Raw genomic sequence first — 16,290 nt, 5'->3', positions numbered from 1 at the left:
TAATCTTAGGCGGATTTTTTTATTGTCAAAGTTTGAGTAATTTAGATGAGCAACCCTGTAAGCCAAACCACAATTGCAGCAATTGCGACTCCACCTGGACGTGGTGGTGTAGGTGTGATTCGTCTATCTGGTCCTAAGGCTTATGCGATTGCACAAGCTTTAACTCAAAAAGTGCTTCCTCAAGCGCGCTTTGCTGGTTTTCGTCAGTTTTTTGATGAAAAAGGTGAAGTGATGGATGAGGGCCTAGCAATTTGCTTTCCAAATCCAAACTCGTTTACGGGTGAAGATGTGGTGGAATTGCAGGGACATGGTGGTCCTGTAATTCAAAATGCACTTCTTGCACGATTGTTTGAGCTGGGTGCTATCGCCGCCAAAGCAGGCGAGTTTTCCATGCGAGCCTTTGAAAATGGCAAAATGGACTTGGTTCAAGCTGAAGCGATTGCAGATTTAATTGATGCGACCTCACAAGCAGCTGCACGTTCAGCAGTACGTTCTTTGCAAGGTGCGTTTTCCAATAAAGTGAATACCGTGTTGGAAAAACTGATTCATTTACGTTTGCATGTTGAAGCGGCGATTGATTTTCCTGAAGAGGAAATTGACTTTTTGGCAGATGGAAAAATTCTTCATCTGCTTGAAGATGTGCAATCTTCTGTTTCTGCTGTACAACACTCTGCGCGCCAAGGACAGTTATTACGTGAAGGTCTGCAAGTGGTGATTGCAGGTAAGCCCAATGCGGGTAAATCTTCGTTATTGAATGCCTTGGCGGGAAATGACCGTGCCATTGTTACGGATATCGCAGGAACAACACGTGATGTACTGCATGAGAAAATTACTTTAAATGGCTTGCCTATCACACTGACCGATACTGCGGGCTTACGTGAAACAGGTGATGTGGTCGAAAAAGAAGGCATTCGCCGAGCAATCAAAGAAATTGAACAAGCGGATTTATTACTTTTGGTCTATGACCTCAGCCAAGGTGAAAATCCTTTAGCACTTGCTCAGCGCTATTTTGAAGATCATTTAGAAACTAAACGCTTGATGTTGATTGGGAATAAGTGTGATTTAACTACACAATCACCTGAATTAAGTGATTTTCAAGGTTTTCGCCATATTAGCGTGTCGGCCAAGCAGGAAATGGGCGTACAAGCGCTTATAGATGCGATTACAGCGCATGCTGGCTTCCATCCTGAAGAAGATACCTTTATTGCACGGACTCGCCATTTAGATGCAATGAAGCGCACTCAGCACTATCTTGCAGAAGCACATGAGCAACTTGAGGTCTATCATGCGGGTGAACTGGTCGCTGAATCGTTACGTTTAGCACAGAATGCCTTAGCTGAGATCACAGGCGATTTTAGTGCTGATGATCTGTTAGGGGTAATTTTTGGCTCGTTCTGTATTGGAAAGTAATCTTTTACTGTAAAAGATTAAAAGTGGACATGAGTCCGCTTTTTTTGATGAAAAGTTGTGCTTTTGTAAGCTGAATTTACATCAATCTTATAATTGTTTACTGTAAGATCAATTACATATTCAACAAAGGCTTCTTTTCATGAAAAAAACTCCTTTATTGCTTGCGATTGCTGTTTTAGTGATGACGTCAAATGTTTGGGCAGGTAAAGATGATCATGTGATTATTCAAGAAGCTGCCAAAAACAAGATCACCATTGGACAAGCAATACGTGCCAATGATGAAACAGCTGTTACCTTGACGGGGACAATTGTTCGTCAAATAAAACATGAACATTATGAGCTAAAAGACAGTACAGGAACCATCGGGATCGAAGTGGATGATGATCTTATCGATTTAAAAAAGTTAAAACCGGGTACCAAAGTTAAAGTTGTAGGGGAAGTGGATACTCACCGCTATAAACCCACTGATATAGAAGTGGTTAAAATTGAGATTATTCAATAATCGATTTTAACCAACATCTAGGCGCACAGCGCCTAGATGTTTGATCTAGCTTTAGTTTTTAAATGACTGATCAATAAATAAATACATAAGATACCAATTCCTGCACAAAAGCCTAAAACACCAACCATTAAACCGAAATGATCAGATAAAAAGCCTGCGCTAATGATCGGCACAATGGTACCAAAATAGGCAATAAACAAATAAGTGGAAACCACAGCTGCCCGATTTTCAACATTGGTCATGTGGTGAATCAATGCAAAAGCACTCAGTAACGTTAAACCATGCCCCATTCCGACCAAAACCACACTCAAAAAGAATAAGAAACTCCACTGCATGGTCATACAGATCGATAAGATAATATAGCTGGAAATCAATAAGACTAATCCAGTATTCAATGCTTTATGCATATCAAAAGACTTTGCGATAAATTGGACGATTGCAGAAACCATTAAGATACTGGCAATGGTTGCACCACTGACCAATGGCCCATGCCAAGGAATCACATCTCGAATAAAGGAGGGTGCTAATGAGGCAAATAAACTAAATGAGCCAAAAGCACAGAATGCGGTAAAACTGGCGATATAAAACAGTTTTTTAAATTGAGCTTCTGGCAGTTGTAAGTGGGGCGCAATAGAAAATGGCTGCCTTTCAAACCTCATGGTTTTAATCGTAAATAAACTCAGCAAACTGATGATTGCTGCAACAATTACGGGTAAATAAGGTGTGACAAGTGGGCGATCAGAAAATTGTGCGATTGCACCACCAATAAACGGGCCAAGTCCAAAGCCAATCACGGTAATAATTGAACTTAACTGTGCTGCATTCTGCTTATGTGAGTCAGGAATGGTATAAATCAAACCTAACATTGCGGAGGTACTGATCAACCCAGAGGCAATACCAATAATAAAGCGCCCAAATCCAAGCAAATATGTGGTTGATGCAAACACTGAAAGTGTTAAGCCAATCACAGCAAACAATAGCCCGATTTGTAAGGTACGAATAAAACCAAAACTATTACTGCTACGTCCTAAAAATAATAATGTGGTTAAGCAACCAAACATATAGGCCACGAAAATATAGGTGATCTGGCTTGGAAGTAATTGCCAAAGTTGTTGATAAATTGGATATAAGGGGCTAGCAAGCGCTGTACCAATCGTACCAATACATAAGGCTAGGCTGATCATTAAAAATGAACGCCATGATTGTTGATTCATAAATATAGGACTTCAAATGCAAATGTTTTGCAGATAAAAATGCCAAACCTGTTCAATACAAAGTTCGGCATGGAAGGAATTGAGTATGGAAAGATTAAAACTTAATCAGTAAAGGGTCAATGGAAACTTAAACATTCAAGCACAGATGACTGTGAATTGAGTTATGAATAGCGTTTTAGCAACTTTAAAAATTCTTGTAATTCAGCTTCATCCACGGCTTGAGTGTCTTTAATCACATGCTCGGTTAAATGCTGCTCAATCAATTCATTCATTAAGCCATTCACGGCACCTTTAATTGCCGCAACTTGCTGTAAAACGCTGATACATGAGCTGCTTTGATCATTCAAAGCTTCTTCAATCGCATGAATTTGTCCTTTTAGTCGTTTCACACGATTGAGGACTTTTTTATCTTGATGTAAATGACTCATAAACTAATCCGCTATTTTATATACTCCCTTATAGTATATTTTAAATTGAAATTATATACTTGAGGGGAGTATATAGGATCATGTCTCATGCAATTCAAAACCATTCAGCGAAAGCATAGCCATCAATTTGATCAAGGTAATCCTTTAGCACAAAAGAAAATCTTATGGGCGACCATTTTGACTGGATTGATGATGTTTTTTGAGATTGCGGGAGGCTGGATTTTTAATTCCATGGCATTACTCGCAGATGGTTGGCATATGAGTTCGCATATGCTGGCATTAGGCTTGGCTTATGCTGCTTATCGAGCCGCTCATTATTATGCGCAGGATTCGCGTTTTAGTTTTGGCACATGGAAGATTGAAATTCTTGCTGGCTATAGCAGTGCAATTCTATTGATGGTGGTGGCCTTACTTATGGCCTTCCAGTCGCTAGTGCGTTTATTTCATCCTGTACAGATTCATTATAATGAAGCGATTTTGATTGCTATTTTAGGCTTATTGGTCAATTTGGTTTGTGCATGGTTATTACACGATCATGCTGACCATCACCATCACCATCACCATCACCATCACCATCATTCACATATGCATAATGACCATCATGGACATGATTTAAATCAAAAAGCTGCGTTTTTACATGTGGTTGCAGATGCACTGACCTCTGTCTTGGCGATTATTGCACTCTTTGCTGCAAAGTATTTGGGTTGGGATTTTTTGGATGCTGTATTGGGGATTGTTGGGGCAATTTTAGTCGGACGTTGGTCATTGGGTTTAATCAAAGAAACGGCCCAAACATTATTGGATGCGGAAATGGATGATCCTATCGTCGAGGAAGTACGTAAAGTGATTGAGCGTCTAAATTTTGAAGCCAAAATAACCGATATTCATGTGTGGAAAGTTGCTAAAGGCAAATTTTCAGTGATTTTAGCGCTTGAATCCAATGATAAAAATTTAAATGCAGATCAGGTACGTCATGCTTTATCTATTCATAAACAATTGGTGCATATTTCTGTTGAAATCAATAAAACCGCGATGTTTAGTTGGGTTTCACGTGAAACCTGAGCAAGAATAAAGTACAGCTTTTTTAACAGTTCAAGGTACTGTGATTGGCAGAGAACCATTGCAATCAGAGATAAGGATCAATCACAGTTTTTAAACAAGTCAGTTGATGAATTATGCTTTAATGCATCTCAATATTTATTTTGATTTTATCGATTTATGTTAAAGCAATTTATCGCATTGAGCTTAAGCCTAGCTTTTTGTACAGCTGGTTTTGCCAGTGTTGAAACTGTGAAAGCAAAATTAGCCCAGCAGTATCCCAATGTAAAAATTAATAATCTGCAAATCACAGAAATGCAGGGTTTATATAGTGGAACCTTGGATAATCAAATTGTTTATGTCAATGAGGATGCTCAGCATTTATTTATTGGTTCAATGATTCGTTTGAAAGATCAGCATAATTTAACTAAAGATTTAGCAGTTAAAGAAAATACTATAGATTTTAAAGCCTTACCTTTTAATGATGCGGTAAAAACAGTCAGGGGGAATGGTAAGCGTCAGCTTGCAATCTTTTCTGACCCAAATTGCCCATATTGCAAGACTCTTGAAGGGAATTTAGCCAAGCTCAATGATGTGACAATTTATACATTTATCTATTCGATCAAAGCACAATCGATTTTGCCATCTAAGCAAGTATGGTGTTCTGTAAATAAAGAATATGCATGGAAAAATTTAATTCAAAATGGGATTAAGCCGACAGCGCCAGCAAATTGTGCAACCCCCATCGAGCGTAATTTGGAATTGGGTAAAAAATTAGGTTTGCTTGGAACACCAGCGATTATTTTCTCAAATGGTTATAAAGTCATGGGCGCCTACCCTGCTGAAGAAATTGAGAAAATATGGAAAAATTTTGGATTATAAACAATACTTAGAAAGCTAACGGCGTAAAAAAGCACCCATTCAAGGTGCTTTTTTTATGGAGAAGAAAATTTAAGTACGTTTGGCAATCATGTTATAGATAAAGAGTACAACTATTGCGCCAATGACTGAGGCAATAAATCCAGCTGAGGCACCTTTTGGATATAAGCCGAGTAATTGACCACCATAGGTTGCAACTAATGAACCTACAATACCAAGTGCTGTTGTTACAATGAAACCAGCTTTGTCATCGCCTGGATGAATCGCACGTGCAATCAAACCTGCAATAAAACCAATCACAATTGCACTAATCAGTGACATCATAATCTTTCTCCTTTTTCTTTATTTTGTCGTGAGTTACTGTGTCGAATGAGTTTAATAATCAAATATTCTGTTGTGAAGTAAAAGCGCTTATTTGCTACAAGTTGTTGCATTTTTGTTCACTATAACAGCTAAAAAAATAAAAAAAAGCGACCGAAGTCGCTTAACTCATTTTAGTTAAAATGATGTGATGAAGTCTCAATTAAAGACCAATTTCTCCAATAAACGGAATATGACGATATTTTTGATCATAGTCTAAGCCATAGCCCACAATGAATTTATCTTCAACTTCAAAGCCAAGAAATTTCACGTCTAAATCGATTTCACGGCGAGACGGTTTGCTGACTAAAGTACAAAGCTCGATCGAATTGGGATGCCGTGTACTTAAAATTTCCAATACTTTGCTTAAGGTATTGCCAGAGTCAATAATATCTTCTACGACTAAGATATCCTTACCGCGAATTTCGCCATCTAAATCTTTGAGAATTCTGACATCACGAGAAGATGTTGTACTGCCACCATAGCTTGAAACGGTCATAAAATCGAGTTCATGAGTTTTGCTGATTGCACGACATAAATCAGCCATAAAGATCACTGAACCACGCAATAAACCAATTAAGACAAGTTCTTTATCGCTATTGGCATAATGTGCATCAATTTTTTTACCAAGTTCCTGAACTTTTGCATGAATTTCTTCAGCAGAAATCATCACTTTCATTTCAATAGTCATGGGAAATACCTAAAAACGTAAACATCAAATTCTAAAATTAAAAAAGGTGTTGACTAGCAACACCCTAAAAGATGACATAATTTTAAAACATATCAGATCAAGATGCATCTTTTTTGACATTTGAAAATGTAAATGTCCTAATTTAAACCAAAATGATTAATGTGCATCACGTTTTAAAATGAATGCACAGATCAGAAAAACTGTACCAATCAAAATTAGTTTTTTCTTCGATTTACGCGTTTTTTGTTTCGCTTTGCTCATAGGTTTTTTGTCCATAAATATAGGTGGCTTGAATATTACGATCATCCCCCATGGTAAATAAGGCAAATAATGCATCGTCTATGTTTTTAGCACGTTCCTGACGCAGTTGTTGTAGCGCCGTTGCTTTTAAATCTAGCACAACAAAATCGGCTTCTTTACCGATATTGAAATTGCCCAATTGCTCATCCAAATGTAACGCTTTCGCTCCACCAAGTGTTGCATGGTAAAGCGCTTCCATTGCCGAAAGTTTATCACCTTGGAGTTGTTGCACTTTGTAGGCTTCATTGAGGGTTTGTAATTGGCAAAAGGCTGTTCCTGCACCAATATCTGTCCCTAAGCCGACTTTCACCTGTTTTTCCCAGGATTTTTTTAATGGGAATAAACCACTTCCCAAAAATAAATTGGATGTCGGGCAAAATGCAATCGCTGAATCAGTTGCATGCATACAATCCCACTCATGCTCTTCTAAATGAACACAATGTGCGAAAACAGAACGCTCTCCTGTTAAACCATAGTGGTGATAGACATCCAGATAACCTTTCTGCTCTGGGAATAAGTCTTTGACCCATGCAATTTCATTTTTATTTTCACTAAGATGGGTATGCACATATACCGTTGGATACTCTGCTTTTAACTGGCCTGCTTTTGCCAATTGCTCAGGTGTAGAGGTTGGAGCAAAACGCGGGGTAATGGCATATAGGTTACGACCTTTACCATGCCATTTTTCAATCAGTGCTTTAGAGTCAATATATGCACTTTCAGCAGTATCTGTGAGTGCTTCAGGTGCATGACGATCCATCATGACTTTACCTGCGATTAAACGCATCTGATGCTGTTCTGCAGCTTCAAACAAGGCATCGACTGATTGCGGATGTACTGTACAAAAAACCAGTGCTGTCGTGGTGCCATTTTTAAGTAATTCTTGGACAAAAAACTGTGCGATTTTGTCGGCATAGGTTTTATCTGCAAACTGAATTTCTGTTGGAAAAGTATAAGTATTTAACCATTCTAAAAGTTGTTCACCATATGCACCCACCATTTCTGTTTGAGGAAAATGGATATGGGTGTCTATAAAACCAGGCACAATCAGTTGTTCTGGGTAGTGATCAATTTGAATATCATCTGTCAGGTGAGACTGTGCATTTTCCCAAGGGCCAAACCATGTGATTTTGCCTTGCTCTGTGATGAGTAAACCATCTTCGATATAACGAACTTCATCAAATATTTGAGCTGCTTGAGAAACGGTATTTTTAATATCAAGAAAACGCCCACGAACCGCTGTTTTCTGTACAACACAAGACATGTAAAACCTGCAATTTATCCTTTTTTCGATTGATTGTACCTGAAATTTGTATCAGGTGTTGTATGCAGTTTTACGCGAAAGCATTCTAAAAAATTGAATAATGTTATTTTTTATTGTTTTAGCAGCGAGAATTTTTTATCGAAATATAACTAAAATTAGTGGTTAAAGGCATATTCTATATTGTGAGTTTATCTTTATAACAATAATCGGTAGAGTCTAGTAAAATGGTGAAATAAGACAATAATGGACAATACTAAGCAGTTAAAACAGATCATCTATTCATGTCCTGAATTGATGCTCCGATTACAGTATTTGCGAGATATTCATGCACATGCATATTTGAGTGCAGGTGTAATTCGTAACTTGGTCTGGTCTATTTTACATCATCAGGGTTATGGATTTGATCAGATTGAAATCGATGTCATTTTCTATGATTTAAATGATCAACAAGGCCTTAAAGAGCAACGTTTGACTGAATTGTTAAAGCAAAAATTTCCCAATAATGAATGGGATGTGGTTAATCAAGCCTATGTGCATTTGTGGTATAAAACAGATGATGGATGTTCTATCTCTCAATACCAATCCTTATTCGATGCTTTATCCGTATGGGTTGAAACGGCAACTGCAATTGCAGTACGTTTACTTGAAAATGATGATATCGAAATTATTGCGCCGTTTGGACTAAATGATTTGTTTGAATTAAAATTAAGATGGAATAAACGTTTAGTCAGTTATCCAGTTTTTTTAGCACGGATTCAGGCTAAACAGTTTTTGATCAGATGGGAAAAGCTGCTTGTTGTGGATGATTAGGCGATCAGGATTTAAATCAATCAAAGCATAGTGAAGAGCATACTCCAAGACAACAGATGGCTATTACAACAGATGATTATGCTGATGGATAAAGATTTCATTTCCATACTGTCTATACAATTTAAATCGTTGAGTATTATTGTTGATCATAAAAAAGCCTTCCAATTGGAAGGCTTGATGTAGTGTTTATAAGGTTGTTTCATGGTGCTTTTTGCTATGGCAAATAGAGAGCCAAGCTGTAATTGCCAAGACAATCACAATGAAACCTAACGAAATCCAAATCGGCATATGGAAGACATCCAGCATTAACATTTTAAAGCCAATGAAGACTAAGATGATGCCTAGGCCATAAGGCAAGTAATGCATTTTAGACGCGGCACCCGACAATAAGAAGAACATTGCACGTAGACCTAAGATCGCCATTAAATTCGCAGTTAATACAATAAAGGGGTCACTGGTCACCGCAAAAATCGCAGGAATAGAATCGACCGCAAAGATCACATCGGAAGCTTCAACTAAAATTAAGACAAGGAATAACGGGGTTGCCCACAACACGCCATTTTGACGAACAAAGAATTGAGCACCTTCTAATTTTGGGGTGATTCGCATGTGTTTACGCAACCATTTTAGAATAGCCATATCTTCGATATTGGTTTCTTCTTCATCCTGTCCTTTAAGGAATTTATAGCCTGTATAAACCAAGAAAGCACCAAAGAGATAAAGCACCCAAGAGAATTCTTGAACGAACCATGCGCCAATAAAAATAAAGATGGTACGTAAAATAATCGCACCTAATACACCATAGAGCAGAATTTTACGTTGTAAGCCTTGTGGAATTGCAAATGCAGCAAAAATCATCAACCAGACAAAGACATTGTCGATCGCTAACGATTTTTCAAGTAGATAACCTGCAAAGTATTCCATGACTTTGCTATTGGCAATAGAAACACCCGCGGTCTGTTGTAAATACAGCCATAAACCACCACCAAATAATGCTGCAACACTGACCCATGCAATGCTCCAATAGGCAGCAGTTTTAATTTTGACTTCTTGCCCTTCTTTTTGTTTAAAGCCTAAAAAGTCGATCAGTAGCATGACAATAACAATAGCGAAGAACGCTAGATACAGCCATGGATTGCCAATAGTTTCCATAAAACTCTCCGAATCTGGCAATCAGGCATAAAAAAACCTTGACCTGTTGCCAGATGATTAAACATCTGTGTCAACATGATCAAGGTCTTGCCTACATTTGAGTTATGTACATCAATCTCAAATGCTCAGATACCGGCTTTTTTCAAAGCGTAATGACGATATTCTGATTAAAGGAGGCTACTCCCCTTGTTCAATATACTGTGTAAGAAATCTTTCATTTCTTAATCTCTAGTGAGAATCGCATATTTATTAAAAATGTGCAAATTTTGAATGTATTTTTATGTAGTTTATTTTATGTACAAAATTCAGCGCTGGTTTTTAGCGCAACAAAAGCTGGATTAAGTGTTGAATTATGATGCTGAATAATACGGTCAGCATTGAGAACCTTTGAATCGATTGTGCTATGCGCATCTGAAATTAATATCACTTTATAATTTAAGTCTTTTGCCGCACGACTTGTGCTATCGATACAAAATTCAGTTTTTAAACCACAGATGATCACTTCTTCAACATTTAACGACTCTAATTGTTGTGCTAAATCTGTTTGGAAAAAGCAATTTGGCCGTGTTTTTTCTAAGATGTAATCTGTATTAGGATCAATATTTAATTCAGCGATCAGTTGAGTCATTGGACTATTTGGGGCGAGTCCTGTGTCTGCTAGACCAACATGACGAATCGCAAAAATCGGAATGTGTTTAACACGCGCATATTCAATGAGCTGATTGATGTTTTTCAACAATTGATCAGCTTGAAATGGAGGATGCTGTGCATGAAATAGGCCATTTTGTAGATCAATAACGAGTAAGGCTTGTTTATTGTGATACTCAGACATGAGTTTCTCCGTAAATATTGACCAAATCACGGAGCAAAAAATAACCCCGCTCATTGGCAGGGTTGGTTTCTACATTTTATTTTAAATGTATACGACCACACTGCCGATGCAGCGTGGTGGTTAATAATTTAAATAAAATGATGGGTTGCATTGATGATCATTGTTTTATCAAAGTACTTTAATGTAAGTTAAAGTTTTTAACTCAGCATGTCACTTTAAATCTTGTAAAAAGATATTTAGGGTCTGTTGGCATTTCATAAATGGCTTGCGTTGTAGGTTAAAATTGAGCAGGCAAGGCATTAAACGAAGAGAATAGTGGGTCTATTTTCGAGTTTCATAACGAAGGCTGAGATAATTTTAACCACAACCCTTCGGGACTAGTGTGTTTTTTGCCGCTACGTTGTTACGAACTACTTATTTAGAATGACTAAATTTCGTATTTCGCGCCTAGTATCGCCTAAAAAACACACGTAGTCGCAAACGTAGACGAATTGTCAACAGACCCTATTTTTTTGAATAAAATCTTTACGTTGTACAAGCACTAAAGCTAACAGGGTCCCAAGAACAGCAATCATACCGCCAACGATGCCAATCTGATTGAGCCCATAATTGGTAGTCACTATGCCACCCAGCAAAGCACCTCCCCCAATGCCCACATTATAGAGCCCTGAATAAATCGCCATTGCGACATCAGTTGCATCAGAAGCTAAAGCCAAGGTTTTAGCTTGTTGAGCTAAGCTAAAGCAAATAATTGCCATACCCCAAAATAAACTCAGTAGACTAAAGTTGGTAAAATCAGTGCTCAGTGAAGTCAACAATAACATCGAAACAGCCAATACAGCACTACTTAATGGTATTGGAAATTTTGGATATTTTTTGGCAAATTTACCAAATAAATAAGAGCCAAAGAAACCCGCTGCGCCATAGATTAATAATAAGGTTGTAGTCTGTGTCGAGCTAAAATGCGCAACATTCAGAGCAAAAGGTTCAATATAACTGTATGCGGTAAATTGCGCGGTAATCACAATAATGGTCAGAGCAAAAACAATCATTAGGCTTGGGCGTTTTAAAAATACCTTTAAACTACTCAGAGAACCTGAATTGACGCTTGGTAAGCGTGGCAATGTTTTGGCTAAGATGACGCAAACTATAGCTGCACCCATTGCAATCAAAGCGAAAGTATTACGCCAACCATAAGATTCACCAATCATTCGTCCAAATGGAATACCTAAAACCATCGCCAATGCTGTACCTGTGGCCAATAGCCCCAAAGCTTGAAATTCCTTACCTTTGGGGGCGACTCGTACTGCCAGTGATGCTGTGATTGACCAAAATAAAGCATGAGAAAATGCGATACCAATTCGACTGATCAGGAGTACATCGAAACTCCATGCAAAATAAGATAATGCATGACTGGCCACAAAGACCATAAACAAGATGATCAGTAAAAACCGTCGTTCAATATTTTTGGTCAATAACATGATCGGCAATGAAATGGGTGCAACGACCCATGCATATAGAGTAATCATGATACCAACATCAGTTGCAGGCATCGCAAAGCTTTTTCCAATGTCACTCAGTAAAGCAACAGGAACGAATTCTGTGGTATTGAAAATAAATGCTGCAAAAGCAAGGCTAATCACACTGATCCATTGCTGGGATTCACTGGGGGCAGATTGTGGTGTTGAAGTTTGGGGAGATAAGGCAGACATGGTCAATATTAAAAGAGGTTAGCGCTAAATTTTAGGCTGAATTGTGGATAAAGTTAAGCTAAGTTTGTTGTATAAAAAATAGAACTGTCAGACAAAATTTAACAATAATTCAAATATAGTTATGGCATTTTGAATAGGCCTATAAATTTAAACGTATATAAGAGTAAATAAAATGTTAGAAATCAGACATAAAGATGATGGTAAAAAAGGTGAATTTTATATTGGTGAAGAAGGTCACCATTTGGCTGAAATGGCGTACACATGGGCGGGTGAAAATATGTTGATTATTGATCATACAGTTGTAGAAGATGAATTGCGTGGTCAAAGTGTAGGTCGAAAATTATTAGATCAAGTTGTAGAAATGGCACGCTCAAAGAATGTAAAAATTATTCCACTCTGCCCTTTTTCAAAATCAGTGTTTGATAAAGATCAATCGATTCAGGATGTTTTGAAATCTTAAGTTTGCTTTGCTACAGTGGAATAGTGTTTAGAACATCCATGAGAAAAATATATGCAATTCCAACATGTAGATAATCAACAAAAAGGTGAATTTTACTTCGATAATGAACAAGGTAAGCGAATTGCTGAGATCAGTTATTTATGGCATGGTGAGCATCAGATCATTGCGAACCATACCTGGGTAGATGACTCCTTGCGTGGTCAAGGAATTGCGCGTCAGTTGTTGGATACTTTGGTTGAATTTGCACGTGAAAAGAAGCTTAAAATTGTACCAACTTGTTCCTATGTCGAAGTCATGTTTAAACGTGATAAAAGTTTTGTTGATGTGAAAGCTTAGCTGTATTGTGTGCCCAATGCTCATTGGGCCGTTCAGATTCATATTCGGTTAGAAGATTAAACATGTTTAAAAAAATGATAATCACTGTATTGTTATTGAGCAGTTCATCGTTCAGTTTAGCAATGAGTTGTTTTGAATTAAATTTGCAAACCTATAAAAAAGAGCAAGAAATACAGCCCCGTTGGGAGTTGTTAGGCAAATCTAAACATCGTATTTATTTTTATTCAGCGCCCAAAAACATCTGTAAGATGAATGATACTTTTGTGCTTCAAAATGATAATGTTACGGCTTATTCAATCTATAAAGACAGAAAAAAACAAGACTGGGTTTATGTGGTATTTAATGATCCAGATCAAAATATAGAAGATGATCTAGTTGAAGGGTGGGTCAAGCTTAAGGATTTTAAATTTATTGAAAGGACACCTTCAGTAAATCAATAAGAAAACCCACAAAATTTTGTGGGTTTTCTAAACTTTATTTCGACTTATTTTGCTTTTAAAGCTGCAATCAATTTTTGATGTAATCCACCAAAACCACCATTGGACATAATCACCACAGCATCGCCCTCACCTGCTTGTGTAATAACAGTACTAATAATGTCATCCAGTGTACGAGCCACAATGGCATTATTGGTTGCAGCGTCAATGACAGGCTTTAAATCCCAGTCCAGACCTTCAGGTTGATACCACATCACTTCATCTGCAAGACGTGCAGAATGTGCCAAGCCATCTTTATGACTGCCCATACGCATGGTATTTGAACGAGGTTCAATAATCGCCCAAAGCTTACGCTCACCTAAACGTTTACGTGCACCTTCAAGTGTTGTATCAATCGCAGTTGGGTGATGGGCAAAGTCATCATATACTTCAATACCATTTACCGTATCAAGTAATTCCATTCGACGTTTAACCCCACCAAAATTCGATAAGGCTTCACATGCTGTTTCAATTGAAACACCGACATGTTCAGCTGCTGCAATGGTTGCTAAAGCATTGGCAACACTGTGTTGTCCTGTCATATTCCACTTCACTTCACCTTTAATTACGCCGTGTTGAAGTACTTTAAAATGTGAACCATCCGCAGAAAGTTGTTCAGCATAAACTTCAGCGCTGTTATTGGCGTCAAGTGACGTACGTACTACAGGTGTCCAACAACCCATTTGCAATACTTCATCAATATTGGTTTCAATGATCGGGGCAATAATACGACCTTCACTTGGAATGGTACGGACCAAATGATGGAACTGTTTTTGAATCGCTGCTAGATCATCAAAAATATCGGCATGGTCAAATTCAAGGTTATTTAAAATTGCAGTTTTTGGATGGTAATGTACGAACTTAGAGCGTTTATCAAAAAAAGCAGAGTCATATTCATCTGCTTCTACACAGAAGTATTTTCCACCACCTAAACGTGCGCTTTCACTAAAGCCTAAAGGTACACCACCAATTAAAAAGCCAGGATTTAAACCTGCTTGATCGAGTACCCAAGCTAGCATTGTTGTTGTGGTGGTTTTACCATGGGTACCTGCAACACCAAGTACATGTTTGCCTTGTAAGACATGGTCAGCAAGGAATTGTGGACCTGAAATATATGCTAAGCCTTCATTGAGCATATATTCCACTGCATCTATACCACGCTTCATTGCATTGCCTACAATGACAAGATCTGGATGTGGTTGTAAATGACTACGGTCATAGCCTTGCATTAAGGTAATGCCAGCATTTTCGAGTTGGGTCGACATCGGTGGATAAACGTTCGCATCTGAACCGGTGACCTTATGCCCTAAATCACGCGCTAATAGCGCCAAGGAACCCATAAAGGTGCCGCAAATACCCAAAATATGCAGATGCATTCGTGTTAACTCCAGTGCTTTTATAGACACATCACTTTGTTGTTGTGGTGTAGCCGTTTCATTTGATTTGAAAGCAACGATAGCAAGGGTTAAGGCGAAAAGATAGTTTTTCTTGTTACGATTTTAAAGGTGGGTTTTTATTGAAAATAATGAACTCTCACTTGGTATTTTTATTCTTCTAGCAATGCTAATATCGATTGAATACTCTGAATTATCTATTAAAAATGGATATACATGATTTTATCTTTCTGCTGATTAAAAATATCGCTTATTTTATTTTTTTGATTATTGTTTCTGCTTTGATAGCAGGCATTGCAAAAATAATATCCATACCTTTAATGGTCGCAGCTGTAATTTTAATCTTCTTCCAATATTTTGCGTTCATTTGGATGGGATACCTCAATACAAAAGAATCAAAAGATCACAAATTAAAAAATGGATTAATTTTTCATCTCATTTGGGTTGCTTTAATTGGCATATTGAGCTGATTTTATGATGATCAATCGCTATTGAAACAAGTATTAGATACTGTATTGTTGCTTGGTACTTTGGAAATAGGCTCGCTCATTTATTATTTCAAAAAACGTAAAAAATTACCTTAGTGCTTTAATGTTCAGACATTGAATGTTCAAAAATATATTTTGATAATTTAATTGGTATCAATATGGCTTTATCTCTCCCCCTTTTATTACTAATTATCTCCAACTGCTTTATGACCTTGGCTTGGTATGGGCATTTAAAATTCTTACATGACGCACCTCTGTGGCAAGCGATCTTGTTTGGTTGGATCATTGCCTTACTTGAATACAGCTTTATGATTCCTGCAACACGTCTATTGGCGCAACATGGTTGGTCGTTGGGGCAAATGAAAATAACCCAAGAAGTGGTGACACTGTTGGTGTTTGTTCCGTTTATGATTTTCTTGTTTAAACAACCATTTAAATTAGATTATTTATGGGCGGGTTTATGTTTGATGGGCTGTGTGTTTTTTGTGTTTAGAAGCCAATAGATCAGCTATGATGTTATGAATTAAAAAGGATTACACTCAGA

Annotated in this window: 18 protein-coding genes; 9 read left to right on the top strand and 9 right to left on the bottom strand. The window is 37.6% G+C overall.

Going from position 1 to position 16,290, the window contains the following annotated elements:
- The first annotated feature begins 45 nt into the window (after positions 1 to 45).
- A complete protein-coding gene (gene mnmE / locus AC4CUY_RS20915; protein WP_419360946.1) occupies positions 46 to 1,410 on the top strand; it encodes a tRNA uridine-5-carboxymethylaminomethyl(34) synthesis GTPase MnmE in 1,365 nt (454 codons plus the stop codon).
- A gap of 139 nt (positions 1,411 to 1,549) precedes the next feature.
- On the top strand, positions 1,550 to 1,912 hold the full coding sequence (locus AC4CUY_RS20910) for a NirD/YgiW/YdeI family stress tolerance protein (RefSeq protein ID WP_004818181.1): 363 nt from the start codon (positions 1,550 to 1,552) through the stop codon (positions 1,910 to 1,912).
- A gap of 32 nt (positions 1,913 to 1,944) precedes the next feature.
- Here AC4CUY_RS20910 and AC4CUY_RS20905 read toward each other — a convergent pair whose 3' ends face one another.
- Positions 1,945 to 3,126, bottom strand: coding sequence for an MFS transporter (locus AC4CUY_RS20905; RefSeq protein WP_336954621.1), 1,182 nt, complete (start codon positions 3,124 to 3,126; stop codon positions 1,945 to 1,947).
- Between the two features lie 161 nt (positions 3,127 to 3,287).
- Positions 3,288 to 3,554: a metal/formaldehyde-sensitive transcriptional repressor gene (locus AC4CUY_RS20900; RefSeq protein WP_004818177.1), complete on the bottom strand. Its 267-nt coding sequence runs from the start codon at positions 3,552 to 3,554 to the stop codon at positions 3,288 to 3,290.
- Positions 3,555 to 3,641: 87 nt separating this feature from the next.
- Between AC4CUY_RS20900 and dmeF the strand changes: the two genes are divergently transcribed.
- Both dmeF and AC4CUY_RS20890 read left to right on the top strand, forming a co-directional pair.
- Positions 3,642 to 4,616 (top strand): CDF family Co(II)/Ni(II) efflux transporter DmeF, encoded by a 975-nt coding sequence (gene dmeF, locus AC4CUY_RS20895; protein ID WP_490774644.1) that lies wholly within the window; start codon positions 3,642 to 3,644, stop codon positions 4,614 to 4,616.
- A gap of 156 nt (positions 4,617 to 4,772) precedes the next feature.
- Entirely contained in the window at positions 4,773 to 5,474 is a 702-nt protein-coding gene (locus AC4CUY_RS20890; protein WP_490774643.1) for a DsbC family protein, read from the top strand.
- A gap of 69 nt (positions 5,475 to 5,543) precedes the next feature.
- On the opposite strand, the gene AC4CUY_RS20885 is transcribed toward AC4CUY_RS20890, so the two are convergent.
- The 3 genes from AC4CUY_RS20885 to guaD form a co-directional block, all read right to left on the bottom strand.
- Complete coding sequence (locus AC4CUY_RS20885; protein ID WP_004718955.1) at positions 5,544 to 5,795, bottom strand: GlsB/YeaQ/YmgE family stress response membrane protein; 252 nt, start codon at positions 5,793 to 5,795, stop codon at positions 5,544 to 5,546.
- 199 nt (positions 5,796 to 5,994) lie between these two features.
- Complete coding sequence (gene hpt, locus AC4CUY_RS20880; RefSeq protein WP_004718958.1) at positions 5,995 to 6,522, bottom strand: hypoxanthine phosphoribosyltransferase; 528 nt, start codon at positions 6,520 to 6,522, stop codon at positions 5,995 to 5,997.
- A gap of 232 nt (positions 6,523 to 6,754) precedes the next feature.
- Positions 6,755 to 8,086, bottom strand: a complete 1,332-nt coding sequence (gene guaD, locus AC4CUY_RS20875) for a guanine deaminase (protein ID WP_419360962.1) — start codon at positions 8,084 to 8,086, stop codon at positions 6,755 to 6,757.
- 243 nt (positions 8,087 to 8,329) lie between these two features.
- Between guaD and AC4CUY_RS20870 the strand changes: the two genes are divergently transcribed.
- Complete coding sequence (locus tag AC4CUY_RS20870) at positions 8,330 to 8,896, top strand: nucleotidyltransferase family protein (protein WP_490774642.1); 567 nt, start codon at positions 8,330 to 8,332, stop codon at positions 8,894 to 8,896.
- 186 nt (positions 8,897 to 9,082) lie between these two features.
- Here the strand turns inward: AC4CUY_RS20870 and AC4CUY_RS20865 are convergent, their stop codons facing one another.
- From AC4CUY_RS20865 to AC4CUY_RS20855, 3 genes are all read right to left on the bottom strand, one after another.
- Complete coding sequence (locus AC4CUY_RS20865) at positions 9,083 to 10,048, bottom strand: TerC family protein (protein ID WP_483770485.1); 966 nt, start codon at positions 10,046 to 10,048, stop codon at positions 9,083 to 9,085.
- A gap of 292 nt (positions 10,049 to 10,340) precedes the next feature.
- A complete protein-coding gene (locus tag AC4CUY_RS20860; protein WP_336954612.1) occupies positions 10,341 to 10,880 on the bottom strand; it encodes a cysteine hydrolase family protein in 540 nt (179 codons plus the stop codon).
- Between the two features lie 494 nt (positions 10,881 to 11,374).
- Positions 11,375 to 12,592, bottom strand: a complete 1,218-nt coding sequence (locus AC4CUY_RS20855) for a sugar transporter (RefSeq protein WP_336954611.1) — start codon at positions 12,590 to 12,592, stop codon at positions 11,375 to 11,377.
- A 172-nt stretch (positions 12,593 to 12,764) separates the two neighbouring features.
- Here AC4CUY_RS20855 and AC4CUY_RS20850 point away from each other — a divergent pair, with 172 nt between their 5' ends.
- From AC4CUY_RS20850 to AC4CUY_RS20840, 3 genes are all read left to right on the top strand, one after another.
- Complete coding sequence (locus tag AC4CUY_RS20850; protein WP_336954609.1) at positions 12,765 to 13,052, top strand: GNAT family N-acetyltransferase; 288 nt, start codon at positions 12,765 to 12,767, stop codon at positions 13,050 to 13,052.
- Between the two features lie 51 nt (positions 13,053 to 13,103).
- Complete coding sequence (locus AC4CUY_RS20845) at positions 13,104 to 13,388, top strand: GNAT family N-acetyltransferase (protein WP_336954607.1); 285 nt, start codon at positions 13,104 to 13,106, stop codon at positions 13,386 to 13,388.
- A 62-nt stretch (positions 13,389 to 13,450) separates the two neighbouring features.
- Positions 13,451 to 13,828, top strand: coding sequence for a hypothetical protein (locus AC4CUY_RS20840; protein ID WP_419328826.1), 378 nt, complete (start codon positions 13,451 to 13,453; stop codon positions 13,826 to 13,828).
- A 44-nt stretch (positions 13,829 to 13,872) separates the two neighbouring features.
- Here the strand turns inward: AC4CUY_RS20840 and mpl are convergent, their stop codons facing one another.
- A complete protein-coding gene (mpl, locus tag AC4CUY_RS20835; RefSeq protein ID WP_490774641.1) occupies positions 13,873 to 15,240 on the bottom strand; it encodes a UDP-N-acetylmuramate:L-alanyl-gamma-D-glutamyl-meso-diaminopimelate ligase in 1,368 nt (455 codons plus the stop codon).
- A gap of 664 nt (positions 15,241 to 15,904) precedes the next feature.
- On the opposite strand from mpl, the gene AC4CUY_RS20830 reads away from it, so the two are divergent.
- A complete protein-coding gene (locus AC4CUY_RS20830; RefSeq protein WP_034613299.1) occupies positions 15,905 to 16,249 on the top strand; it encodes a DMT family protein in 345 nt (114 codons plus the stop codon).
- Positions 16,250 to 16,290: the final 41 nt, after the last annotated feature.

It is taken from the genome of Acinetobacter sp. 778_lipA, assembly GCF_058242985.1.
Note: the sequence above shows the minus strand (reverse complement) of the source record. Positions and strands in the feature narration are given on the sequence as shown.